The following is a 24,208-nucleotide window of genomic DNA, read 5'->3' on the forward strand; positions in this document are numbered from 1 at the left end:
AATTAACAAAGAAAAACAAAGTAATCAGAAATAACTATTCTGTAAAACAGAACAATAATGAATGAGTTAACGAAGGTACTTATGAATAAGCTACGTTTGATGTCGGTATTTGTTCAGGTAGTCGAAAGCGGTTCTATTACCAAAGCGGCAGATAAACTGGATGTGTCCAAGTCAGTAGTCAGTACTGCTCTCAAACAACTTGAGGAGGAACTGGATACCACACTACTTAAACGCACGACCAGAAAACAGACCCTCACCTCCGCAGGCGAACGCTTCTATGCAAAGTGCGCACAGATGAGCGCAATTGCCGAAAGTGCTTGGATTGAGGCCTCCGCCTCTCTTCAAGAGCCCAAAGGTAGGCTGACCGTTACCGCGCCCCACGCACTAATGAAATCGATTGTCTTGCCAAGCCTCACTGCCAAATTCAAAGATCATCCACAAGTAAGCTTAAACCTGATCGCTGACGACAAACATGTTGATCTTATTCAAGACGACATCGATCTTGCCATTCGTATAGGAAGCTCAAAAAATTCCAATCTAAAGCAACGTAAACTCGGAGAGTTCGTCGACCGGCTTTGTACTGCTAACACCAACAGTATCGATGTTCTAGCATCACCATACATCGCGCAGCATTGGCAGTCGGAGCCAATTAAGCATGAGTTAGAAGTCAATGGGCAAAGTGAGACTATTCGCTTCCCTATCTCACATAGAGCCAATACGGTTTTTGATGTAGTTAGTTTGATAGAAACAGGGTTAGGTATTGGATTGGTTCCCGACTTTATTCTTAAAGAACACAAGAGCCTAAGCGCTATCTCAGACGCGCGACCAACTAAAGTGAATCCGATTTATGTACTGCATCCGTATCAAGCACATGTGCCGCTGGTGGTTACCATGGCCATCGAAGCCATTGAAAAAACCATCGATGACAGGTTCTCAAGGAGCTAACTTAAGTCTCACAATGTTATGTTTTACTGCTAGGTTAAAAGCGACACTTTTGCAAAATTTCCAAAGACAATATTTGCTGCCAGTATTAAAAAAACGGCATGGAGAAAAATCTACACGCCGTCAAATCATTGAAGAACTGTCGCCAGACCAATAATTGGCAGTTTCAGAACTTCACTTTAGCAACGTCGAAACCGCATTTTGGTGATGCATCTCTTTAGGCGCGATCTCATGCTCTTGATGTCTACCTTCAATGAGCATACAGCCTAAAAGTGCTAAAGCCATTAAGAATATCCAAACCATCAATTTCATAGCTTTTCCGTATTCAAACACAGACATCAAAACCCGTTCCTTTGAGTCTGCGTATGCTTTTAATTGATAGATTGGACAATGGCTCTTGCCATAGACTCTTCTTGGTCTTGACCATCACCGGTAGAGAACCAAGCCACTACTGTATTTGTCGAAGGCGAAACATACAGTCCTTGACCACCTACGCCCGATTTGTACATATCACCTTCTGAAGTTACTGCATCCCACTGGTAGCGATTGCTTATTTTGCCAGCATCATCAGCAAAGGAAGTGGTAAACTTCTCGCCAATAAAACCATCTGGGTACTGATTGATGTATTCACGGTCATGGAGTGTGTTCATGATGTTTTTTGATAATATAGCTTCACCCGCGAGCTGTTCTGCGCTCGGTGTAAAGACCATGCCAAATCTTGCAAGATCTCGAAGTGTTGAGTTGACGCCCATAAATCCAAGCGTGTTTCCAGATGGACTCGTTAGGTAGTAAGCATCATGCTCCATGCCCAATTTACTCCAAATGCGCTCGGCAAATACTTGATAGAGAGGTTGACCTGTTACACGCTCTACAATGCGATTTACAACAAAGGTATTAATCGAGTTGTATTCAAACTTTTGGTGACCTGGTTTCGTTCTTTCCATAGCTCGAAGTACAGCGTCCCAACTTTCATTACGTTCGCGAACATCTGCTACAAGACCGACTTCTTGAGTTGCAGCCCAGCGATACCAGATTTGATCTGGGTTAGTTCTAGCATCTGGATTTGGCTCGTCATGTTCGGTACCGTTCAATCCTGTGGCCATGTCCAACGCTTCTTCGACTTTAACCGTATCCCAAACCGATCCTTTTAGCTCTTCTAGGTAGTGACTCACTGGTTTCTTAACGTCAACTTTACCCTCTTGTTCAAGCAGTGCCATAACCGTTGAACCGGTTACTTTGGAGACAGACATCCACAAGTGTTTGTCCTCAGGGCGCATTGTTTTGTAGCGCTCGAACACAATGCTTCCATCCTGCACTACTACCATGGCATCAATAGGTTTGGTTTCAAAGTGTTGGTCGACAGTGATTTCTTTACCATCACGGTTGTTAAGATACTTAACGCCGCTAATGCCTTTGTTAATCGCATAAGGTAACGTCGAAACCTGACCACTACGAGGTACTTGTACACTTGGGTAGAACTTAGACATATTTACCCATGCAAACTCTGTTTTGTCAGAAGGAAACTGTATTTTCACCTTATTCTCTGGCTGATTAAAGAAACGACTAATCTCTTTCATCTCATCGATGGAAATAGAGGTACTCAACTCACTTTGATTCGCTAAAGTTGGTCCCTGGGTGTTGAGTTCTTGATTTGCAAATGCGACACCAGACATTGATAACGCGCTATTAATAGCTATTGTTGCAGCTAAAGATTTCTTTTTAAGATCTTTCATTGTAATTACCAAATTAGAATTAAATTAGATTAAATTAAAAAATTATCTCGTTAAAAATCATATTCCATCGCGAGTATCAAACGATGATTATCGCGACTTTCTGAATAGGAACGTTCATAGGTTGTATAGTTATATTCCAATCCGAGAACAAGATTCTCTCTTGCTGTCCACTTTAGGTTCGCAAGCCCCATTTCCGTAGACGTGAATGTGTCACCTTGACCATCGTATGGATCCGCTTGCCAGCGACCATAACCGAAGGTGGATTTCAAAGTATCAGTCCATGAATGTCCGATTGCCGTCCATAAAGACTGAGAATCTCGGATATGAAATTGACCATTTTGTTCATCATAGATAGGACCGGTTTGACCAATTCCTAAAACGTAACGATCGTTCCCTCGACTATTGAAATACGCCATTTGAAAGTGGTCTTTATCACTCAGCTTAATACCACCGGACAGGTGTGCTGCCCAACCCGTATCTGAGTATGTCTCGCTTTGCCCCAAGTCGGTCGTTGTAACACGATTGACAACACCTGCTGCACGAAACCAATATCCGTCAGTGTTTGTCTGCAAACCGATGACCAAATCCGGATAGGTTGAAGAGTTATCAATACTCACATCAGGATCTTCAACTTGAACTCGGTTAGAACCACTTTCTAGCGCAATGTCATAACGGAAAGAACCAAAATTCTGCGACCATCGAACCATCGGCTGACGAGTAAACACGACACCGCTTATCGTTGGCTCCAACACCGAATCAGGCAGTCGATTAATGTCCATTAATGTAGACCAAGTCTGACCGACTAACAGCGAACTGTTTCCCATTCGCCAGTCGACATAAGCTTCACGCAAACGAAGATCCATCTTATTATTGTTAGAGTTATTGAAGTCGACAGAAATAAACGAGTTCAATAATTCATCGTTGTCTAGTTCAGTCTGTGTACCGAAGTTAATTTTTGTCAGTGTTGTATCAATGGCAATACTTGGCTCTTCATTTTTACCGTAAAAGGCATTTGCCAAGTTATTTGAACCGATACCTGAAACATTACTATCAGCAATAACCGCACCAACTACTTTCCCTGAAACTTCCATTTTTGTTTTATCTGTCAACTCAATGGCGTTGCTCGTTGAAGGTAATAGTGCAGCTAGGAAGGCTAAGTAAGGTGGCATCACTTTACTCATGTTAGATACTATCTTATATTTCATCATATTTATTTTAGAAGTAGAATTTGTAGTTAGCCCAAACAACGGTGTCGTTCATTGACTCATCAATACTGGAGTAGCTTATCTTTGTATTTGTATTGGTAACCTTAATTTGTCCCCAACGAGTTCTATCTTGACTAAATGGCGTTGACATAACAAAGTTAGTATTCAAAACGGAAACATCAACATCACCTGATAGATAGTTATACTCAGGGAAAAAACCAAAATACGTGCCGTCTTTTCCGGCGGTATAGAAAATATATAGCGCTGCAGAACCGCCATAGGCAAAGTCATCGTTGGAGTTTGAAACCGATTTAAGATCGTCTGATAGCTTGCCTGCTAATGCCCCTGCTCTAGGAAATATGTTGAGTCCCTTAACACCTGAATCTATGGCTAAAGTCACACCTGGTGAGACTGAAGTAAATAGCGCGTTGTCAATTACATCAAGAGATGCCGCATACCTTGGGAGGATCTTGCTATCATTGGGAATAACATGGAAATATTGAAATCGACTATCCGAATACTTTCCATCACGATCCATAGCAGCCTCAAGTGTAAACATACCGGTTTGACCGTTTTCGAAACTCATATCTCCAGAGATCGACCCTTTGAATCCACCTTTATTGTTAAGTGCTACGTATGCGGATCGGTTCGTGGCTGTTAAATCAGCGGGGTCCGGTGTTTTTTCTTCTGCTATAGAAGGTGCAGTGAAGGCTATGGCCAGTAATGAGGTCATAGACTTTGTATTAAATTTCATCATTGCGTCTCTTTTCTATGATGTTATATAACAAAATCCATTTCTAATTCAGTGGCTATTTATAAAATAAAAACTAAACATCCCTCCGTGTCAGTAATTATATATTAGCTATTATCATCTATTAATCACAGGTCACTTAAGGACATTTAACAGGTCAATTAAGGACATTGCAGAAAAAGGCTATTGGCTTACGTTCTAAATAGAATGCAAGCTAATAGCCATCAATAGTTTATTTATTTTATTCGGGAAGTGATAGAAAAATCGACTTACAAAGTTATTTTCGTTCTAATTTGTGCCGGAGTAAATCCAGTCATTGATTTAATAGCTCTATTAAAATTGGATACATCTCTGTACCCCATTCTATAACTGATATCACTCACGGTATCTTCGGTAGCATGAAGGAGGTGTTGTGCTTTTTTAAGTAGTGCGCGTTTTTTAATGGTATTAAAGGTCGTATTGTGATCTTTAAAGTACCGATAAAGGGTTTTAGTTGTCACTCCGAATAAAGAGGCAAGCCAGTCCAATGTGAAATGTGGTAGATGACAGTAACTATCCGATAGCATCTCAATTTCTTTAATATCCCGAGAAGTAAGGGGCTTGTTTACTACAGGTTGTAAACCCTCAACACCACTCAACTCCAATTTCATGAAGCCCTTTCCATAATGAACATTCATCTCCGGGAACAAAATGTCTGCGTACTTTTTTCCTTGATGCTCATCTGTCATTACGTTCAGTGACGACGGAACCCAATCATCACCCAACCAGTGGCGACATATATAAGTGAGCATAGCGACTCTGAACCATTCATAAGCAACGCTACCGGGGAAAGAAGGTTTCATTTCACTGCGATTACACCAACACCATTGCCCGTCTATCTCTACCAACCAGTAGGTGCTTTGGCGAGTAAATGAATGAGCATGTCGCATCATAGACTCAATCACTTCTCGAAACTTCGCTCCCTTTTCCACGACGTCCCAATGACCTTGTATAAAACGTTGCGCTGCTCTCTGTCCTACCCAAATAGGGAGATCGTCATCGCAGTACTTTGACATCGCGTTAAGAAATAAAGAAAAACTCTTCGCTGGAATCCAATCTTCCGAACTAGAGTAATCAATCGGTAAATCGAATTCCTTGGCAGTGGCCTGCCACTCAATCCCCTTGGCTTCAAAATAGGGAGTGAAAAAGTGCATTGATTCAGAAGAGGTAAGTAGCAAAGGAATTGGAGACTTTCTCATAACTTTATTCAACCTTAAAAGATTAACACCGATAACATATGCAAGGTATCAAGGATTACTGATGGAACGCGTCATAAAAAGGCACTCCTTAGAGTGCCTAAATAAGGTTTAAAACTTCGCCATATACGACTTATCAAGCGGCATTCTGAAATCCTTACCCATCATGTCGTAAACGTTGAATTGAACCGTATTCCAGTTTTCATCGAAGTTGTACTCGAATACCGTGTCACCTGTTTCAAGGCTCTGCGTGATGGTGTATTCCGTTGCATACCCTGACATACCGTGACCAAAATCTTTGTATGGCGCATCAACTGGGACTCTGAACGGAACCGTTGACAACTTCATCATGCCATTAGTGACGCTTGTAGGTTGCTCTAGGTGACTCATAAAGTAGTTTGCATGCAAAAAACGACTGTGAGAATTACCGTTGCCGATAGAACCATAGTCGGTATCACGCGTTGCGTCTTTAAAGCGCGGTTCCACTTCTTTAAGTTGCTCAAGTTGAATCTTCATCGACGGATCATTGGTCATAACCATAGCGTCTTTACCTCGGTAGGTATTGATACCGTCTTCATCCATTTCGATGACAAGTCGGTCGCCACTCTTATCGGTTACCGACCAATGCAGTTTCATTTCAACCGGCATACCTTCCATATCAATGGATGCGAACTCAATGCTTGGTAGAGCTTTCACGACTTCTTCAACTGACGCATAGCTCGCCAATAGATACTCTGCCACCGTAAACTGAGTCACCTCAGAGCCTTTCGTTGCTTTCTTCATAGTCATGTCAGGGTAGAAAAGCGCGTTTACCTGCAGACCTTCGCTATTGACGCCATCCGCGACAAGTTCGCCGTAAGCAAGCACGGCAACCATGTCATACTTGACCGTATATTTGTTACCCAAGCCGTTGCCTTGGATGGCGCGGACATCACCTTTATTGATATTACCCAAGACTGGTTTGGTCGATTCCATCCAATCCATTGTTCTTGAAGTAAAGGTGCCAAGATCAGTATTCCAAGCTACTGATGTACATGCGTCAGCCATGCCCGAAGCCATAGTGCCAGCGAGAAGTGCGATAGTTATTGCTTTTAATTTCATGTTAACTCCAAATCACGTTAAGGAACGATATGAAGTGTAAAATGGCAATCGAAAATCAGTAACTCTGCAGGGGAGGATTGACTCCTCACCTAAGCTTTAATCGAAAACACTTTTGAGTAAAACTCAATGAGTAACAATGACATAAATAGCATCACGATCATATTGAGCGGCCCTTGAATGTTGAACGAAGGAACCAGTTCAACAGCACTAGCCGGTATGTTCACAAGAATGTTCCCAGCTAGAGCTTTGAGTGGGCTCATTTTAAGAATGTCGCACAAGCGCCAAAGCAACACAGCATTACAAAAATAGAGCGTCAAAATCTGCCATGCTTCCGTAAGCGAAGGCATGATAAAGGTGTATTGCAGCAACAAAAACGACGCCACAATCGTGTAAAACAACATGATGTATTTCACCGCCTTGCCCGGAATCGTCAATATGTTCGCAGCCAAAACACCTGCCAATGTTGGAAACAGCACACCATTAGGCACTGGCATGTAGATCCACAAAGCAAAAGCCGTGACAGTCACACAAGCTGCAATGTTGGCAAAAAATATCCGTTTCTCCTTAGGGAGAGACATTTTCGGCAACGCAGACAAACTTCTTTTATTAATGTGATCCAGTGGAACATCGCCTTTACTTTCAAGAAAACCTCTGACTTTTTCGGTCAATTCATCAAGAACTTGCAGATCGAGTTCAGATACATTCGCCATCTCTCTTGAGCTCGCTTGCTCAACGATCTTGCTTGCGTTGTCGACAGCCGTACTTAGCTCCACCAGCCTCTCTCGATGACGAGATAAAAAGTCACTATCTTCTACCGGAAGAGAAAGCAGTTCTCTCAATCCGTTCGAGGTCTTCTTCACACTTGCACTCAGCTTACTGATTTCTTCAAAGTCAGGTTTGTCAGTCTTAAGCAAGGTTGAAAGCAGTTTCAGGTCGCTCAATCCAACGTCAGCTTGTTTGATGTAAGCCTCATCCGTTGACGTTGGCCAAACTAATCGATACACCAACGAAAAGACCACCACACCGAGCACCGTATCCTGCATTCTCAATATCGCAGTATTGATAACCGAGGCACTGTCCGCCGAGACGGAGCTAGAAATGATTAAGCAGACAGTAATCGCGATATTGAACATGTAGCCCAACGAGCGGTGCGACTGGTAATACACACAGACCCACAAAAAAGCGGTGAGTGACGCGATAAACATCACACGATCTTGTGCAAACAACCCAATTATCAGAAACGCAACAGCAGTACCTATCACCGTGCCGTAGAGACGATTGCGGCTTTTTTGCGCCCAATAGCCATATATCTCTAAGGTTGCGAGTACAGTTACCGTAAGCATCGACCACGATGTTTTTGACCACCCTAGCGACATAGAACAAAACATCGCGAGAATTAACGCGAGCCCGTACTTAATGGCCGCTTTCATAGACGGATTTAACATAGCTCACCTCAATCAGACAAGATCTGCACAGAAGCTGTGGTTCCAACACGCAGCTGAAGGTCATCCGGGACACGGTCAAGCTTCACTTTCACAGGTAAGCGCTGTGCTAGCCTTATCCATTGGAAGTTAGGGTTCACGTTTGGTAGAAGTGCATTTCCCGTGCTTCCATCCGCTTTTGAGATGCCTAAGCCGATGCTTTCTATTTTGCCTTCTAAGACCTGTTTGCTATCAGACAGCAAGGTCACACGTGCATTTTGGTCTAACTTCACGTCGCTCAAATCTGTTTCTTTGAAGAATCCTTCAATCCAGAAACTGTTCTCATCGATCAATGCGACGACAGGCGCGTTAGCAACCACTTGAGAACCTACTCGATAATTAAGGTTGGTAATGTATCCATCGACGGGGGCTTTGACCTCGGTGTATTCAAGTAACAGCGCTGCCTCTTGGGTGTTCGCTTTCGCGGCGGCCACATTGGCCTCTGCAGTCTCTACCGCACTTTCATAGTTGTTCAATGCCAATGTCGACACCGAACCTTGTACCTTATGCTCTAAGGCTTCCGCTCGATGCTGCTCATTTTGTGCTTTTCTAAGCAGTGCTTTTGCTTGTTGCTCAGCCGCTTTAGCACTTGCTAACCCCGCCTTGTACTGGCTGTCATCAACTTTAAACAAGACATCGCCCGCTTTGACCTCTTGGTTATCGGTCACATGGAAGGCAACAACCTGCCCAGTCACACGTGGTGTTACCTGAACAATGTGTGCACGTACCTGCCCATCACGCGTCCATGGGTTTTGAACGTTATGTGTGTAGTACGCGTAAATGCCAGCTCCTGCTGCTATAGCAAGAATCGCGGTGGTAATGGTTTTGTGAAACATAAGTCACCTCATACAAAAGGAATGAGCAGACCAATGATCAGACTCATTAAAATAAATAAACTGATATCTGCGATGGCTGGGTAAGCTAAATGTTTATAAACGTTAAACTTAGCGAACATCGCAGTGACAAAATGCGTAGCTATGTAGGAGAGCGAAATCACCAATAGAAAGGGTGGAATGTAAATTTCGCCAATGGTTATTTCATGTGGCATATCGAATCCTCGTCAAGTGAGAATGCATTACACCTCACTAAAGAAAACACGCACACTCTGCAGCAGAGGACTCAAACCTCACCCTCTTCTTTAGGATTAAATTGCTCTTAGAAAGAATGGCTTAGAAACAAACACCACTATTTGATATGAGAATATGAAAGCGACCGTTTTAAACATGGCGAACCGTATGTTATAACATAACATTAACTTCACACCGTTCAGGAGTAGAATTCCATGTTACGCGACTCAATTGCCCCACTCACCTCGCCGACTGGTAGCGAACTAACGCCCACTGACCAACAAATCGTTGAGCGATTAAGCAGATCCGGTGAACACCCAACCGTGTTAACAGATATCTATAAAGAATCTGTCAACATCGCCATCTGGAAACGAGAACTCAGCGAAGATTTACAGCGCTCAACCAACGATTTTCTGGCCGCTAACCCGAGCTTTCAAAAATCACTCTCGGTATCTCCGAGTGAAGCATTTGCTGCATTGGAATACGCCACCGATGGTTCTGCCCCGAAGGCGCTGCTTCAAAATATTGCTGAACTGGTCGATATGTTTTGTTGTCTGTTTGAGCTTGATTACGCAGGGCTTCGACTTGCCATATTAGAAAGTGCCATGTGCCCCCGTTTCCATACGGATAAAGTACCTTGCCGCTTGGTGACAACGTACAGCGGTGTCGCCACTGATTGGCTAGAGCACGATGCTGTGGATCGCTCTAAACTTGGGCTCGGCAGTAATGGTCTTCCAGATTCAGAATCGGGCTTGTATCAAAATAAGGCGGATGTACAACGTCTAACTTGTGGCGATGTTGCACTTCTCAAAGGCGAGAAATGGATCGGCAATGAAGGTGGTGGTCTGGTTCATCGTTCACCTAACGTTGCGGATGGAGAGAACAGGTTACTACTGACGTTGGACTTTGGTTAGGAGCAACAACGGTTGCTCCTCAGACTTAGAGCGTTTTCTGCCAGTATCCAACATCTAGCCAGCGGTCAAACTTGAAGCCAATTTGTTTGAAGTGCCCTACTTGCTCCATGCCCATTTTATGGTGGAATCTGGTGCTTTGATCGTTAGGTAGTGTGATGACGCTCATGACGTTCTTGATACCATCGTCACGTAATCGGCTAAACAATTGCTCGTAGAGTCTACTGCCTACCCCTTTGATCGGGCACTCAGGTGAAAGATAAACAGAGGACTCCGCCGTAAACCGATAAGCACTTCTCGCGTTCCATTGTTTGGCATAACAGTAACCTATCACTTGTCCTTGGTGCTCATACACAAGCCAAGGCATCTGCGAGTCAATCAACGTCTCAATACGCTGGGCCATTTGCTGCGCGGACACAATTTCTTCTTCAAACGTGCACGTTGAATGGACTATGTAGTGGTTATAAATCGTTGCGATAGCGTCCGCATCCGCTGCGGTGACATTACGAATCAAAGGGCACTCCTTGTGACATTAACCGCGGTGAAAGATGTGGTCATCATAGGTCTGACCGCCAATTTGATAGGCGTCTTTATCTACCTTAGTCAGCACAAAGCCGCATTTCTCTAGTACACGCTCTGAGCCTCTGTTTCCTTTTGTCACAATCGCGGAAAACTTGTTGAGATCGAGATCGCGCTCCGCCCATTTTATTAAGGCTTCTAGCGACTCCGTACCGATTCCACGGCCATGAAATTCAGGCAGAAGCAAATAACCCACTTCTGCACAACCATCACAGACTTTAAAGCCGGTCACTCCAACGGCCTCACGAGTTTGCTTTAGTGAGATAACCAAACAGAGCCACTGTTCTGACCCTTTGCTCCATGTCGGTAGACGCTCATCAAATCGCGCTTGTATCTCTTCATCACTAGGTTTATCGAAACAAAGCTCAATAACCTTGGGCTCCGTCTGTAAGCACTTGAACAAGTCAAAATCAGCTTGGGTGATTTGCGCCATAGAAAGACGTTCAGTTTGGACAGCAATACTTTTCATTTAGTTTGGATACACCTTTTTAAAACGCTCAAGCACTAATTCACTTTCGGGCGAAAACTCAACACCGATTTCGTTAGCGTACCAATCGAAAAACTTAATATGAGCCTCTTTCCACCAAGTGTAAGTCCGATCACCCTCGCCCTCTGCATAAGCGAACTCTTCGCTCACTTGATTGAACGGACACACTTCAACAGACGTCAATTGAATCACGCATACCGGATTTTGCTGCCAATCTAGGACAAGCGAATAACTGCCAACTTGAGGCAATGGTTCGTCTTCGACATCCCAACCCGCTTTTAATCCGCATGATGCAGTTTTGATTCCTTCGTTAATTAATCTAGCGCACTCGTTGGCGTTGTATTCATCGGCGCAGTAGTGCTCAGCAATGACGTTGTCGATATCGACGCTTTCAGGGTTCGGCAGAGTATCGAGAAACTGTTGGAAAAACTCTCGTTGAATCGGTGTCATGCTATAACTCCTTGACCATGACTATCACCTCACAGCCTTTATTATTAGTTTGATGAAGTTTTTTCCATCCGAGTTCTGCGTATAAACCGCCGGACAAATCTTCCGTTTGCAGATAGAGCTTCTCAACCCCAAGGGCTTTGGCTTTTTCGATCACGCTATTGACCATGACTTTCGCAACGCCTTGGCCTCGATAATCGGAGTCCACGTATACACCGCCAAGCCAATTCTCATAGTCAACGTAACTGGGTATTTCATGTTTACGAATATGCGCAGTCGCAATCAGTCGCTCGTCATCACAAATAACTAAATGCGCTGGAATGGAGCCGTCTTGTAAAAAGGCCTCTAGCTTCTGGGTATAGCTTTCCAACGTGTTATTCGGATCTCGCATGCCCCAAGCATTAAAATACCAATCGATCACTGTCGGCTTGTGCTGAGGCACATCAGTCAACAATACGCTACGCCATTGTTTGTTATTGGGGCGGTTTAAACTAGGCATAGGATTCGATTCCCTTTTTCTGCATTAGGAACTCCGGCTTTTGAATCGATTGGAATCCAAATTGTTGGTAAAGAGAATGCGCATCGACCGTGCCAAGCATGGTTCTTCTCAAGCCCTGCAGATCAGGATGCTGTTCAATGGTGCTTAGTATCAATTTAGCGATACCTAGCCCTTGCTTATCATCGACAACAAAGACATCACTCAGATAAGCAAACGTCGCACAATCTGTAATAACGCGCGCAAACCCCACTTGGCTGCCATCGCTATCATAGGCGCCAAAACACAAAGAGTGTTCAATAGACTTTTCAACCACAGACAAAGGGACACCTTTCGCCCAATAACTGTTGGAGAGATAGCGGTGTATGAGTGTGATATCGAGATGGTTTTTATCAGTAGATACCGAATACGGCATGGTGGCTTATCTCCTTCATCCTTGAACTTGTTATAGAGATAAACAATTTAAGCTTTAATATCAATGGCGTATTTGAATAGATGCAAGCTATTTGCGGGAATTTCGGCGCATAGTAATAATCATGAAGCCAGCTAACATCATTGCAAAGGCAACGGGCATCCCCCACAAGAGGATATTTTTACCAGACATAGAGGGTTGATACAGTACATGTTCACCGTAACGGTCAACCATATACGCTTTAACTTGTTGATTGCTTTGTCCTGATTTCACCAACTCAAATACTCGCAATCGAATATCCTTTGCCACTGGAGAATTGGACTCGATAAGGTTTTGATTTTGGCACATCGGGCATCGAAGTGTTTTCGCCAAGTCAATTGCTTGCTTTTGCTGTTTGGGCGTATCGAACTCAAACAGATCGACAGAGTGCGCTTGTGTGGCAAATACATCACTGGCGCTTAGTAAGACTGCAACAAACAATACGACAGTAGAAATAGCTATCCGGAGTTTATCCAACATTTACAGCCTCCCTTGAAGTAGAACGTCTTGAAACTAAGGCTGTCTTAGACTTTCTAAGCAATGCGATACATGCCGATAGACACACCAATAGCGCACCAAACCAAATCCAACGAACAAAGGCCTTAAATTGAATGCGAACGGCGTAATCCGTTGCATCCACCTTGTCACCCAAAGAGATATAAATGTCACCATGCCAAAGTGGCGTCATTGAAGGCTCCGTCATGGTCATGACACGTACTGAGTAATGACGCTTCTCAGGGGTGGCGACCATAGCACGTTGGTGGTTTTCCTTATCAGCGATCTCAATAATGGCTTGTTCAGCGGTAAAATTTCGTCCTAGGTACAAATTGGTATCAACATAGGTAACTTGGTAATCTCCAAAGTCGGCTTGACTGCCAGGACCGAGCCTCTTCGTGATTTCGTATGAATACTCGGCATTCATAACACATCCGAACGCGGCTATCGCAATACCAATATGGGCAACCAGTGCCGACAGCGATGTTTTGCCTACCTTAGCGATCGCTGAAACGATATGTGAGATTAGCACCCAAAGGCTCGCCCAGACAGTAAAAAGCGCCCAGTTCGACCACTCAGCACCCACTGGTTCGTAATGCATGGTGCTGTAGGTAACGATAGCAAAAGCCAATAGCAGTGAAACAAGCAGCAGGATTACAGGCTTCCCAATGCTTGGCTTCTCGTTTGTAGTGGACCAACCGAGAAATGGCACAGCCCCCATAACGAATAAACTCACTATCGCTATGGGCCCAAAGAGCAAATTAAAGTACGGAGCGCCAACGGAAATATTCCCAAGTCCTGCAAGCTCGTAAACCATGGGATAAAAGGTGCCAAATACGACGACTGCAGTCGACAGTACAAACAAATTTGCTGAGATCAGCACTAAGAATGGTTTGGTCACCACACTAGTAATACTTGACGACTTGATAGCATCAGCCCTGTAAATAAGAGCAACAAAAGCGAGGACAAAGACCAATGTTAAGATCGCTAGTAGGCTAAAGCCTTTTGTAGGATCAACCGCAAACGCATGAACGGATGTAAGCACGCCAGAGCGAACAATAAAGGTACCAAGAATACTCAAGCAGAACGTGATGAACGCTAGCGAATAGGTCCAGAAAATGAGCTGCTTACTACGAGCGACCATCATGGTGTGCAGTAGCGCAGTTGACGTGAGCCAAGGAAGCAAAGAAGCATTTTCAACGGGATCCCAAAACCACCAGCCTCCCCAACCTAGCTCGTAGTATGCCCACCAAGAACCTACGGCGATGCCTGCCGTCAAAAACAGCCATGCAATTAAGGTGTAGGTTCGCGCTCTAGGAATCCAATCAATGTCAACGTGATTTGTTAGCAGTGCCCCCAACGCCATCGCGAGAACCGACGCAAAGCCCACATAACCGATATAGAGCAAAGGCGGATGTATGATAAGTCCGACGTCTTGAAGCATCGGATTTAAGTCACGTCCTTGTAGCGGTATGACCGCATTCAACTCGAACGGGTTGGATGCCGCCAGTGTAAACCAAGCAAAGATGGCTACGATGAACTGCATGACCCAACTTGCGTGATTCTTCGCACTGTTGCGCTGCTTTGACCAAGCGATGACGACACCCCAAAGTGACAATGTCACTACCCAGAATAGCATCGAGCCTTGGTGTCCGCCCCATGTGGCAGCGAGTTTGTAGCCCAGGTGGAGTTGGTGATTGGAGTTATCCGAAACATATCGAATAGAGAAATCATCAGTTGCAAACGCGTAAGCCAACACGAGGATGGCGCCAAACGAGAACACAAATGATATCGCGCTGAAGAATCGGCTTAGGTCGTTTTCACTCGCAGCGAAGCGCTGAGGCTTAGCGTAAGAAACCAGTCCATACAAAACTGCGCAGGAACTCGTTAATGCTGCTGCGATTAATGTGAATAGCCCTATGTAGCCGATCATAACACCTCAAACGGGACGGCTCACCATCCCAAAAAACTAAACTCTTTGAAAACACGCGATATCAACACTCAAATAGACATAACATGCTTTCAAAGATCCCCCGCTCAATACGAGGGAACTTAATCAACGACCAGTTCTAAACCACCGTCATCTGCCCCGCATACAACACAAACGTACGCAGCATCAACACCCCAATCAAACTCAGGGTCGTTACCACGAGAATAAAGCCGTGATTCAACTTCACTTCACCTGGGCTGAAGTAGTTTAGTCCCAATGGCAACAGCATCCCGATACCAATCACGCCATACCAGAACCAGCTAGACCAGAAGCCGCCTCCAATCGCATTCCATGCTGCTACTTCGTTCTGACCACCACTAAAAATAAGGCCAGTAAAGAAAGTGACAATCACAAACAACTCAAACAGCACAACTGGACGCTCAAAGCTGTGAACCCACTTAACGCTCGGGCTATGTGAATCTTCTTTAAAGACCAAAATGCCGAAAAGTAAACTTGCCGCAGCGCCCGAGGACAAGCTCGAGAACAAGAACAAGATTGGCAATACTGGGTTATTTAGCATCGGATAGGTTTTAAGTGCGGATAATAGAAAACCCGTATACGCCGCTAAAACGATAGCTAGGAAACCTAAAAACAGCTCTAATCCGTTTTCAATTTTCTCCAGCTTCAGCAAAATAGTCTCGACAAAATCGAACTTACTACCCAACACATCCATGATCGGTTTTCTGAAGATCATACCAATCCAAACAAACAACACCGCCATGTAGACTTGGAACAGGATGACACCCATCGACATCACCGAGGATGGGTTGTAGTAAATCATGATTTTCCAGAACTCAAGCGGCTTAGTAAGGTGGAATACCAAGATAAGCAAACCAACAATAATGCCGAATGGCGCGAGCCAAGCCATCGCCTTCATGATGCCATTTTGCGCTGGGTCGCCTTCGATAACCTTACGCTTGAGGTAAATGGCAATTAGAGCGGAGCCTGCTGACATCCCTGCTAAGAAGAGATAGATCGCGATGATCCAGTCCCAAACAAGGGAGTCGAAATGAAAGGCTGTTTCCCACGTACTCATACTACACCTCCCCCTTGTGGAATGCGGCTTTGAACAGCTTAGGTTTGGTACCCAGGTGTTCCTTATCGCGATAGATCACTTTAATACTCAGCATTTTGTTGATGTCGCTATTGGGATCGTTCAAATCACCGAACACCAGAGCTTTGGTTGGACAACTCTCTACACATGCTGGCAGTTTGCCTTGCGCCAAATTGGTATCGCGGCAGAAATTACATTTGTCCGCTGAGTGATTCTCAGGATGGAAAAAGCGCACTTGATATGGACAAGCTGCCAAACAGTAACCACAACCGACACACTTTTCTTTGTGCACGTCGATAATGCCTGTCTTCTCATCTTTGTATGCTGCGCCTGTTGGACACACATAAACACAAGGTGGGTTCTCACAATGCTGACAGGACTCTCGAGTGAATCGATATTCGACATCAGGGTACTCACCAATAGGCTCTGAGCGATGTATCTCCAGCCTAGATACGCCTTCGGGTACTTTATTCACTTCACGACACGCATCGGTACAGGCCGTACAGCCAATACAAGCATTCTCATCGTGAAGCATGCCGTAACGCACTGCTTTTTCGGTGTCATCACTTGCAACTGAATTACGTGCCGTTAGCACTGAGGTCGTTGCCACACCTGTGGTAAATATTACAGCCCCAGTACCGGCAAGGAAGTTTCGTCTTGAACAACTCATATTACTTGCCCTCCTCTTCACGTTTTTCATTGAAGTCTTTATGGCAATCGACACACATCTTGATTTTGGCTTTGTGGTCGTAAGAGAGCACTTTCGCTTTTTCTGCGTGGACCGAGTGACAATTGGTACACGTTAGATTCTTCGCGTGCACATCATGAGTCCAGCTGTCCTCACGCAAGTATTGCGGCTGGTGACAGTCAGTGCATCGACTGTTTGCTTTGAGAATGGCTTCGGGATCTAGCCATGTTTTATCTGTGCCCGGCTGTGACTGAGCAGCATGATATTTAACAACGGTTGAGGCGCCATCACGATGATCAGGTCCGATATTACTGTGACAGTCCGTACAGCTTGGTGCCGCACCTCTGATCTCAACGACATTCTCGCCGTGCGAGCCTGCCAGAGTCTGTTTGGAGTCTTTGTGACATTGAATACATTTGTAATCCTTATCACGTATCAACTCCACCTTATGCCTTGTAGAGTCCCCTTCTTTAATGAGGGCTGCATCGTCGGCTAAGGCATTGAGTGAGTAACCACAGAGAATGAATGCTAGGAGGGTCTGAAGCATCATCACCATGGTCAATTTAACATTGCCCATTGTATCCTTTCCTTAAACCCAATATTGCGAACTTATACATTCACCTATCAGGTTAATAACCAATGACTTTTCCTTTCAATAAACAAACCAATCACCGCCAGCCTGTTATTTACACAGAAATGAAATCAATTCTTATTTAGGATGAGCCACAACGCTTCACAAATAAATAGTAGTACGACACCGCTTAATCCCCTAGCATTCAACGTTCAATTAGTGAGCAATATCACCAATATTTGTGTGTGAATTTTTACATAAACCATTGTTTTTAATGAGAATGAATTTCACCTAAAAAACCCAACCACTACCCCTTTAGGGTTAGTTAAAAATAGATGTGAACTCAATCACTTAGATAAATTGATCTAAAACAGTAAATGGCGCGAGTTGTAATCAAATATTACTAACTATGAGTTAATATAAACACGTCTATATAAGTTAGACATCTCCAAGTCTTGTTTAGGAAATTCGCCCCACAACGCATTTCAAAAATTAGAATATGGAGATACCATCGTGAACAAGCACTGGATTATTAGTTCCGTTGCTGCATTAGCTATATTAGGCGCCGCAAGTGTGCCCGCTTTTGCTGCCTCTGAAAAAGAGTTAATGGACCCGAGAAATCAGGCCTACGAACAAGACCACCCTGACCAATACCACTCTTGGAAGCAAACCAGTGAGAGTGTCGAAATCGAAGACGCACTCGCTCATGACCCGAACATGGTAATCCTGTGGGCAGGTTACGGTTTCGCGAAAGACTACAACAAAGCTCGCGGGCACTTCTACGCCCTTGACGACGTGCGCCAAACCTTAAGAACTGGCGGTCCCACAGATCCTAAATCTGGCCCAATGCCTATGGCATGTTGGAGCTGTAAAAGCCCTGACGTCGCTCGCGTCATCGATGAGCGTGGCGAGGACGGTTATTTTGAAGGCAAATGGGCACGCTTAGGTGCAGAAATTTCCAACCCTATCGGTTGTGCCGATTGTCACGACACTCGCAGTGACAAATTCAAAAACGGTGAGCCAGAGCTTGCGCTAACGCGCCCATACGTTGAGCGTGCCTTTGAAGCTATTGGTAAGAAGTTTGATGAGCAATCTCGCCTAGATAAACAAGCATCGGTTTGTGCTCAGTGTCACGTAGAGTACTACTTCACAGGCCCAACGAAAGCAGTGAAGTTCCCATGGGATATGGGCACCACAGTAACAGAAATGGAGCAATACTACGACGCGCTTAACTTTAAAGACTGGCAACATGCCGTTTCTAAAGCGCCAATGCTAAAAGCACAGCACCCAGGCTATGAAACATGGCGTGACGGTATCCATGGCAAAAACGGTGTCGTTTGTGTTGATTGTCACATGCCGAAAGTAACGAAAGAAGATGGTACGGTTTACACAGACCATAAAGTAGGCAACCCATTTGACCGCTTCGAAGATACTTGTGCAAACTGCCATACTCAAAGTAAAGATCAGCTACAAGGCATCGTATCAACTCGCAAAGCGCAAGTGCTCAACATGAAACTGACTGCCGAGAAACAAATCGTTGCTGCGCACTTCGAAGCCGGTGCAGCGTGGGATGCCGGTGCGACAGAAGAAGAGATGAAACCAATATTAATGGATATTCGTCATGCTCAATGGCGTTGGGACTATGCAATCGCTTCTCATGGTGTTCACATGCACGCCCCGGAAGTTGCACTTGAAGTACTCGGTACCTCAGTAGACAAAGCAGCAGATGCTCGTGCGAAACTGATCCGTTTGCTTGCTAAGAAAGGCATTACTGACCCTATCGAAATTCCTGACATCTCTACTAAAGAGAAAGCGCAACAAGCTCTTGGAATGGATATGGACAAGATGAACGCTGAGAAGAAACACTTCCTTGAAACCGTGGTACCAGAATGGGACAAAGAAGCAGCGGTTCGCGAGGCTAATTACTAACGTTGTTAGCTATCTAGTCGCTTTGTTAAAGAATGAATGTGTGATCCATTCGAGATAACTGTAAGCCCCAACCCATTGGTTGGGGCTTTTTGCTAGAATGTTTAGTACGTAAGTATCTGAAACCGCTTTGTGTTTCGAAAGGCATGAGTCAACCATACTCAAAAGGAACCCCATGAAAAAACGTCTTTTGATCAGTTTATGTTTAGCCTCATCGTTTTCTTTTGCGGGCACCTACAACAGTGTCTCTGTCGGGACGACGAGCGAAGGTGGTTTTGGCGTCGGTTTGTATTACGACAGAAACCTAAGTTACGGTTTCTACGCCAACCTCGCCGGTGGCACTGGCCCGAATAATGACGACTTTGGTCTCAACGTGGGTCTTGTTAAGTCTCTGAGCGACAACTTTGTGGGCTACGCGGGTATCGGGGTTGCCAATCGAAGTGAAGAGAAAATTTCAGACCTGCCTTTCAAAACCTATGAATCAGACCTACGCTTCAACGGCAACATAGGTCTGTTAATTAAAACGGGTGTCACAGGCTTTACGGCAGATGTTGGTTACAATACAGGTCTAGAGGCGGCCTACTTTGGGCTTGGCTACACCTACTAGTATTACCAATAGTTCTCACTAGAGAAGTGCCCTGGCTTTTTACGCAGATGTTTGTTTAAGCCAAGCTCTGTTAACGCGGAGCTCGTGTCTTTGACCATCGCCGGATTACCACACATAAACACGAAGCTATCTGGTGTTTGTAAACTCATCCCTACTTTTTTCTGGAGCTCGCCGCTCAACATAAGCTCTGGTATTCGCCCTGACAAACTCGGCTCGTGATGCTCACGGGATACAATCGAAACAAACTTAAATTTACTACCCAACCTAGATAAGGCATCCTTAATGGTGTCAGCATAAACCAATTCGTCTGCAGTTCTGACTGCATGAGCCAGCACCACATTATCAAACCGGCTTGTTAGTGTTTCGTCATCTAGCATAGACAGAAAAGGACCGATCGCCGTACCTGTAGAGAGCATCCACAAATCTCGCGCGTAGTCAGGTACTTCTTCAATAGTCATAAACCCCGAAGGCTGTTTTCCTACAAAGACTGGATCACCAGAATCAAGCTGATTAAGTTTTGGCGACAATTGTCCATCGCTATCGGCAATAATTAAGAATTCCAGATGTTGGTAGCCATATTCATGGTTAGGGTGATTTACCATAGAGTAGGCTCGGCGCACCCACTCGCCCTCTTCGTTACGCAGACCCAGTTTTGTAAACTGACCTGCTACGTACTGTTCTATGGGCGCTGAAACTTCAAGACTGAACAAATTGTGAGTCCACTGCTTTTTCGCAAGTACTCGTCCTTCGACTAAACCGTTGGGAATGTCTGTCATATCTCATCTCCGATACAGGAACGCATAAAGCTCTTTCATCATAGAAGTAAACTCAGTAAAAATTAACTACATTATGTTTAAGGACTTATTTAACGATTAGGCAAAAACTTTGCGATTTTAAGGAAAGAAATCGAGCGGACTCCGGTCTACGTATAGTGTGTGTTGTAAAAAGGATTTTGAGAGTGCCCATGAAGCCATGTTTTCCATCTGTCCCATTTGAAGGTGTAAGTGAGAGCCCTGTGAAGTACTGGCTCCATGAATATCGTGATACGAGGCTAGAGTTCACGGATTCTCAGAAAACCGCCCTTTCACGTCTTCTTCCCTTACTAGTCTGTGGTGAACAAAGTTCACAGTGGGTGTTCTATAACGAATCTCAGCGTGAACTGCCTGAATCACTTGCCTCTGCTCGTGACGACTTTGAGCGAATTGTTGCCGATGAACAGTATCATGAGGATGCGCTTGAGTTGGTGCAGTCACAGCTAGAGTTACCCGAAGACGTTGTTGCGATAAAGCGACGCAGCCAACGCTTTTTCGCGTCGCTCGGTTCAAGGAAGACATTTGAAGAACATTTCGCGCAGATCGCCTGTCTTGATGCGCTGGTCTGTAAAATAATGTTGTACTTGGAAAAAGGTCGATTAGATCCACACCATCCGTTTGTGCTCTTGTGTCGTTCTATTAAGCAAGATGAAGCACGACACGTCACCGCTGCCAGACAACATGCTTTAGCGCTAGGCTACGACCGCTCAGAATGGAAAGCCCTCAACACACTCATTTCCGAGAAGTTATACAAACTACTGAATAGCGAGCGAGAAGCCTTCGAAGAGCTAGGTATTACTATCGAGCACATCTTTGATTCTAGGGAGAGTTAATCAATGAGCGCGACTTTCTTACCGGGCAGTGTGTCACTGCTCGCAGCAAACCATTTGTTTCCAGATCAGTACCTTACCAACGCAAAATTGCTTGATGCACTCGAACGTCTATCAGGCAAAAGATACGCCAAAGTTGCAGCTCGTATCGCACCATTTTTAGGAATTGAAGGGCGCCACTTTTCACGCAGTATTTATTCCCACACCAGCGTCCCTATGCCAAGTAACTCCGATCTTGTAGTGAGTGTAATAGATACTCTAATTGATCGATCCAATACCAGTTTGGACGCTATCGATTACCTGATTGGACACACTACCACCCCGGACACACAACTCCCGCCTAGCATCGCTTGGGTAGCGGAGAAGCTTCGCTATCATGGCCCATTTATGGAATTGAGGCAGGCGTGCACCGGCTTCTCCAGCGGGTTGCAAATCGCCATCCCACGTCTCGCTATGCTCCAAAAACCAGTAATGATCGTTGGCAGTGAAACAGGGTCAGTCTACTTCGACTATAACGAAGACTTTCTCGACCAGTCACAGCTCGTTAATTACATGCAAATGGGCGATGGTGCTGGCGGTGTTATTATTGCTCCGGAAAGTGAGCAAGGAATGGGTAAGATTTCTGACTGTTTCACTGGACAGATTGGTGTTGAGCAGTCACCCGGTTTATCTCTCGATGGTGGCTCTATGTCGGTGTATACCCAAGAGGGCAAAGCGCGCTTTCATCACAATGCCACTAATGTGAGAAAAAGTGGCGAAGCGCTATTTCAAGCCAGTATTTTGGCATTAAGAAGTCGAGGCTACGAGCTGAATGACTTTGACTATATTATTCCCCACCAAGCCAGTGGACGAATAGACATCATGCTAGCCGAGGCACTAGACATCGATCCTAATAAGATCATCAATGATGCCAAACATTGGGGTAACCTCGGCTCAGCCGCGATTTGGTGCAGTTTCTCTAAACTCGTGAACAGTGGGAAGCTATCCCAAGGAAGCAAAGTGGTTATCTTAGGGGCAGAAGCCACTAAGTATATGTATGGCGGGTTTGTCTACACCCACGGCTAAAACTTGCTAGACACGGTAGTCACCTCCCCTATGGTGGCTACCGCATTCCCTTGGCTTGATTGATCTTCTCGATGATTGCAGCCCTATCGATACCCACTCTGTTCGAATCTAAAATCTGAGTCCACACACGAATCGCCTCATCGTAATCCGCATTCAAAAAGTAATCCGACGCGATAAGTTGCAACGCTGTGTCGTTGTCACTATCTAGCTCTAGTGCCTTATCGAGGTAACGCTGAATATCCGGTGTAATAGACTGAGAAGACTGGTAATACAGCGCGGTTGCTAACGCCGCATATTGACCAGCATAAGGCATACTAGAGAGGCGAATGGAATAATTGAAACAGGTAGCCGCTGAATCAAACTCCAAGCTTTGCATATATAGCTGACCTAGCTTAAACCAGGATTCCGAATCATTAGGAGACTCGGTTAGTGAGTTTTGAAGGTCAATCATGGCACTTTGATGGTTGGGACGCTCTTGTTGCATTTCTTGCTGCGGCAGCGGCATTCGCCATTGGCTCCAAATCAAAAAAGACAAACCGACAATCGCGAAGCTTGAGAGGATTGAATAACCAATCCGACTTTTAAAGCTCGTTATTTTAGTCAGACATAGATAGGCGACAACAGAGACGACAACGCCGCTCAACAACACAAAACTCAACATGTTAACGCTATATTCTTAATTGGATTAATCTGAGTACATTGTATCGGTTAGCGAAGAACAGCGCTGTGATTTGCAGCTCTGTTCTTCACTCACTAAAAGTACAAAAAAGAGTCCCTCTGGTACTAGTTAATGGCTAACTATTTGAAGGGAAAGTTTTAAAGATAGGTATATCTGACGGAAGCACCGCCCAGTTGGGTGCTGATGCAGTGAAAATCGCCATCTTGGGCGCGAGATGCGCAGAAGAATCGAATGATGGGCCATTGATTGTGAACAGGTTACCGGCCGTTATATCTGCACATACTGTTACACCACAATCTGGGCAAAAATGATTGTGAACATCAGCTCCAGTGCTTCCTTTGCGAGTGTAGATTTTTGTTTCCGCACCTGTAAACTTGAAGTTGTCGTGTGAGTACCAAACACCGAACCACTTATCACCACCTGTTCGCTCTTGGCAGTCAGAGCAGTAGCAGAACATCTGATTCATCGGCTCGCCTTTAACTTCATATCGAACTTTGCCACACTGGCAGCCACCTGTTAGCACCATAATCATCTCGCATCATTTAAGTTGAAGTATGATTTTCAGAATAGCACTAGGACCTGGGGTTCGCTTCGGACGACTGAGT

Annotated in this window: 28 protein-coding genes; 6 read left to right on the top strand and 22 right to left on the bottom strand. The window is 44.8% G+C overall.

Going from position 1 to position 24,208, the window contains the following annotated elements; genetic code table 11:
- The first annotated feature begins 81 nt into the window (after positions 1 to 81).
- Positions 82 to 945 (top strand): LysR family transcriptional regulator, encoded by an 864-nt coding sequence (locus tag LY387_RS08835; protein ID WP_234493786.1) that lies wholly within the window; start codon positions 82 to 84, stop codon positions 943 to 945.
- A 171-nt stretch (positions 946 to 1,116) separates the two neighbouring features.
- Here the strand turns inward: LY387_RS08835 and LY387_RS08840 are convergent, their stop codons facing one another.
- From LY387_RS08840 to LY387_RS27250, 9 genes are all read right to left on the bottom strand, one after another.
- Positions 1,117 to 1,281 (bottom strand): hypothetical protein, encoded by a 165-nt coding sequence (locus LY387_RS08840; RefSeq protein ID WP_234493787.1) that lies wholly within the window; start codon positions 1,279 to 1,281, stop codon positions 1,117 to 1,119.
- Between the two features lie 32 nt (positions 1,282 to 1,313).
- Complete coding sequence (locus LY387_RS08845; protein WP_234493788.1) at positions 1,314 to 2,675, bottom strand: serine hydrolase domain-containing protein; 1,362 nt, start codon at positions 2,673 to 2,675, stop codon at positions 1,314 to 1,316.
- Positions 2,676 to 2,725: 50 nt separating this feature from the next.
- Positions 2,726 to 3,856 (bottom strand): DcaP family trimeric outer membrane transporter, encoded by a 1,131-nt coding sequence (locus tag LY387_RS08850; RefSeq protein WP_234493789.1) that lies wholly within the window; start codon positions 3,854 to 3,856, stop codon positions 2,726 to 2,728.
- Between the two features lie 34 nt (positions 3,857 to 3,890).
- Complete coding sequence (locus LY387_RS08855; RefSeq protein ID WP_234493790.1) at positions 3,891 to 4,637, bottom strand: hypothetical protein; 747 nt, start codon at positions 4,635 to 4,637, stop codon at positions 3,891 to 3,893.
- Positions 4,638 to 4,900: 263 nt separating this feature from the next.
- Positions 4,901 to 5,869, bottom strand: a complete 969-nt coding sequence (locus LY387_RS08860; RefSeq protein ID WP_234493791.1) for a helix-turn-helix domain-containing protein — start codon at positions 5,867 to 5,869, stop codon at positions 4,901 to 4,903.
- A gap of 108 nt (positions 5,870 to 5,977) precedes the next feature.
- Positions 5,978 to 6,967, bottom strand: coding sequence for a linear amide C-N hydrolase (locus LY387_RS08865; protein ID WP_234493792.1), 990 nt, complete (start codon positions 6,965 to 6,967; stop codon positions 5,978 to 5,980).
- A gap of 89 nt (positions 6,968 to 7,056) precedes the next feature.
- Positions 7,057 to 8,412: an FUSC family protein gene (locus LY387_RS08870; RefSeq protein ID WP_234493793.1), complete on the bottom strand. Its 1,356-nt coding sequence runs from the start codon at positions 8,410 to 8,412 to the stop codon at positions 7,057 to 7,059.
- An 8-nt stretch (positions 8,413 to 8,420) separates the two neighbouring features.
- Positions 8,421 to 9,284, bottom strand: coding sequence for an HlyD family secretion protein (locus tag LY387_RS08875; RefSeq protein WP_234493794.1), 864 nt, complete (start codon positions 9,282 to 9,284; stop codon positions 8,421 to 8,423).
- An 8-nt stretch (positions 9,285 to 9,292) separates the two neighbouring features.
- Positions 9,293 to 9,496 carry a DUF1656 domain-containing protein gene (locus tag LY387_RS27250; protein ID WP_042475600.1) on the bottom strand — a complete coding sequence of 68 codons (204 nt, stop codon included), beginning with the start codon at positions 9,494 to 9,496 and terminating at the stop codon, positions 9,293 to 9,295.
- A 234-nt stretch (positions 9,497 to 9,730) separates the two neighbouring features.
- On the opposite strand from LY387_RS27250, the gene LY387_RS08880 reads away from it, so the two are divergent.
- Positions 9,731 to 10,429: a DUF1826 domain-containing protein gene (locus LY387_RS08880; protein WP_234493795.1), complete on the top strand. Its 699-nt coding sequence runs from the start codon at positions 9,731 to 9,733 to the stop codon at positions 10,427 to 10,429.
- 25 nt (positions 10,430 to 10,454) lie between these two features.
- On the opposite strand, the gene LY387_RS08885 is transcribed toward LY387_RS08880, so the two are convergent.
- The 10 genes from LY387_RS08885 to nrfB form a co-directional block, all read right to left on the bottom strand.
- On the bottom strand, positions 10,455 to 10,940 hold the full coding sequence (locus LY387_RS08885) for a GNAT family N-acetyltransferase (RefSeq protein ID WP_234493796.1): 486 nt from the start codon (positions 10,938 to 10,940) through the stop codon (positions 10,455 to 10,457).
- Positions 10,941 to 10,958: 18 nt separating this feature from the next.
- A complete protein-coding gene (locus LY387_RS08890) occupies positions 10,959 to 11,474 on the bottom strand; it encodes a GNAT family N-acetyltransferase (RefSeq protein WP_234493797.1) in 516 nt (171 codons plus the stop codon).
- Positions 11,475 to 11,942, bottom strand: a complete 468-nt coding sequence (locus LY387_RS08895) for an ASCH domain-containing protein (RefSeq protein ID WP_234493798.1) — start codon at positions 11,940 to 11,942, stop codon at positions 11,475 to 11,477. It lies immediately after the preceding gene.
- Position 11,943: 1 nt separating this feature from the next.
- A complete protein-coding gene (locus LY387_RS08900) occupies positions 11,944 to 12,438 on the bottom strand; it encodes a GNAT family N-acetyltransferase (RefSeq protein WP_234493799.1) in 495 nt (164 codons plus the stop codon).
- Positions 12,431 to 12,850 (bottom strand): GNAT family N-acetyltransferase, encoded by a 420-nt coding sequence (locus LY387_RS08905; RefSeq protein ID WP_234493800.1) that lies wholly within the window; start codon positions 12,848 to 12,850, stop codon positions 12,431 to 12,433. The genes LY387_RS08900 and LY387_RS08905 overlap by 8 nt, the downstream gene beginning before the upstream one ends.
- An 87-nt stretch (positions 12,851 to 12,937) precedes the next feature.
- Positions 12,938 to 13,366 carry a cytochrome c-type biogenesis protein gene (locus tag LY387_RS08910; protein WP_234493801.1) on the bottom strand — a complete coding sequence of 143 codons (429 nt, stop codon included), beginning with the start codon at positions 13,364 to 13,366 and terminating at the stop codon, positions 12,938 to 12,940.
- The gene (locus LY387_RS08915) at positions 13,356 to 15,314 is read right to left on the bottom strand and encodes a heme lyase CcmF/NrfE family subunit (protein ID WP_234493802.1); all 1,959 of its coding nucleotides are present in this window, start codon (positions 15,312 to 15,314) and stop codon (positions 13,356 to 13,358) included. The genes LY387_RS08910 and LY387_RS08915 overlap by 11 nt, the downstream gene beginning before the upstream one ends.
- A 136-nt stretch (positions 15,315 to 15,450) precedes the next feature.
- Positions 15,451 to 16,407, bottom strand: a complete 957-nt coding sequence (gene nrfD, locus LY387_RS08920) for a cytochrome c nitrite reductase subunit NrfD (protein WP_234493803.1) — start codon at positions 16,405 to 16,407, stop codon at positions 15,451 to 15,453.
- 1 nt (position 16,408) lies between these two features.
- A complete protein-coding gene (gene nrfC / locus LY387_RS08925; protein WP_234493804.1) occupies positions 16,409 to 17,095 on the bottom strand; it encodes a cytochrome c nitrite reductase Fe-S protein in 687 nt (228 codons plus the stop codon).
- A 1-nt stretch (position 17,096) separates the two neighbouring features.
- Complete coding sequence (gene nrfB / locus LY387_RS08930; RefSeq protein ID WP_234493805.1) at positions 17,097 to 17,690, bottom strand: cytochrome c nitrite reductase pentaheme subunit; 594 nt, start codon at positions 17,688 to 17,690, stop codon at positions 17,097 to 17,099.
- A gap of 504 nt (positions 17,691 to 18,194) precedes the next feature.
- Here nrfB and nrfA point away from each other — a divergent pair.
- A complete protein-coding gene (nrfA, locus tag LY387_RS08935; protein WP_234496085.1) occupies positions 18,195 to 19,613 on the top strand; it encodes an ammonia-forming nitrite reductase cytochrome c552 subunit in 1,419 nt (472 codons plus the stop codon).
- 172 nt (positions 19,614 to 19,785) lie between these two features.
- Positions 19,786 to 20,217: a hypothetical protein gene (locus tag LY387_RS08940; RefSeq protein WP_234493806.1), complete on the top strand. Its 432-nt coding sequence runs from the start codon at positions 19,786 to 19,788 to the stop codon at positions 20,215 to 20,217.
- A gap of 2 nt (positions 20,218 to 20,219) precedes the next feature.
- Here LY387_RS08940 and LY387_RS08945 read toward each other — a convergent pair whose 3' ends face one another.
- Positions 20,220 to 20,993 (bottom strand): ferredoxin--NADP reductase, encoded by a 774-nt coding sequence (locus LY387_RS08945; RefSeq protein WP_234493807.1) that lies wholly within the window; start codon positions 20,991 to 20,993, stop codon positions 20,220 to 20,222.
- A 188-nt stretch (positions 20,994 to 21,181) separates the two neighbouring features.
- Here LY387_RS08945 and LY387_RS08950 point away from each other — a divergent pair, with 188 nt between their 5' ends.
- Together LY387_RS08950 and LY387_RS08955 are read left to right on the top strand one after the other, a co-directional pair.
- Positions 21,182 to 21,862 carry a hypothetical protein gene (locus tag LY387_RS08950; RefSeq protein ID WP_234493808.1) on the top strand — a complete coding sequence of 227 codons (681 nt, stop codon included), beginning with the start codon at positions 21,182 to 21,184 and terminating at the stop codon, positions 21,860 to 21,862.
- Between the two features lie 3 nt (positions 21,863 to 21,865).
- Positions 21,866 to 22,924 (top strand): 3-oxoacyl-ACP synthase III family protein, encoded by a 1,059-nt coding sequence (locus tag LY387_RS08955; protein WP_234493809.1) that lies wholly within the window; start codon positions 21,866 to 21,868, stop codon positions 22,922 to 22,924.
- 37 nt (positions 22,925 to 22,961) lie between these two features.
- Here the strand turns inward: LY387_RS08955 and LY387_RS08960 are convergent, their stop codons facing one another.
- Together LY387_RS08960 and LY387_RS08965 are read right to left on the bottom strand one after the other, a co-directional pair.
- Complete coding sequence (locus LY387_RS08960; protein WP_234493810.1) at positions 22,962 to 23,585, bottom strand: hypothetical protein; 624 nt, start codon at positions 23,583 to 23,585, stop codon at positions 22,962 to 22,964.
- Between the two features lie 133 nt (positions 23,586 to 23,718).
- Positions 23,719 to 24,135: a GFA family protein gene (locus tag LY387_RS08965; RefSeq protein ID WP_234493811.1), complete on the bottom strand. Its 417-nt coding sequence runs from the start codon at positions 24,133 to 24,135 to the stop codon at positions 23,719 to 23,721.
- Between the last annotated feature and the right edge of the window lie 73 nt (positions 24,136 to 24,208).

The sequence above is a fragment of the Vibrio maritimus genome (assembly GCF_021441885.1).
GTDB lineage: Bacteria > Pseudomonadota > Gammaproteobacteria > Enterobacterales > Vibrionaceae > Vibrio > Vibrio maritimus_B.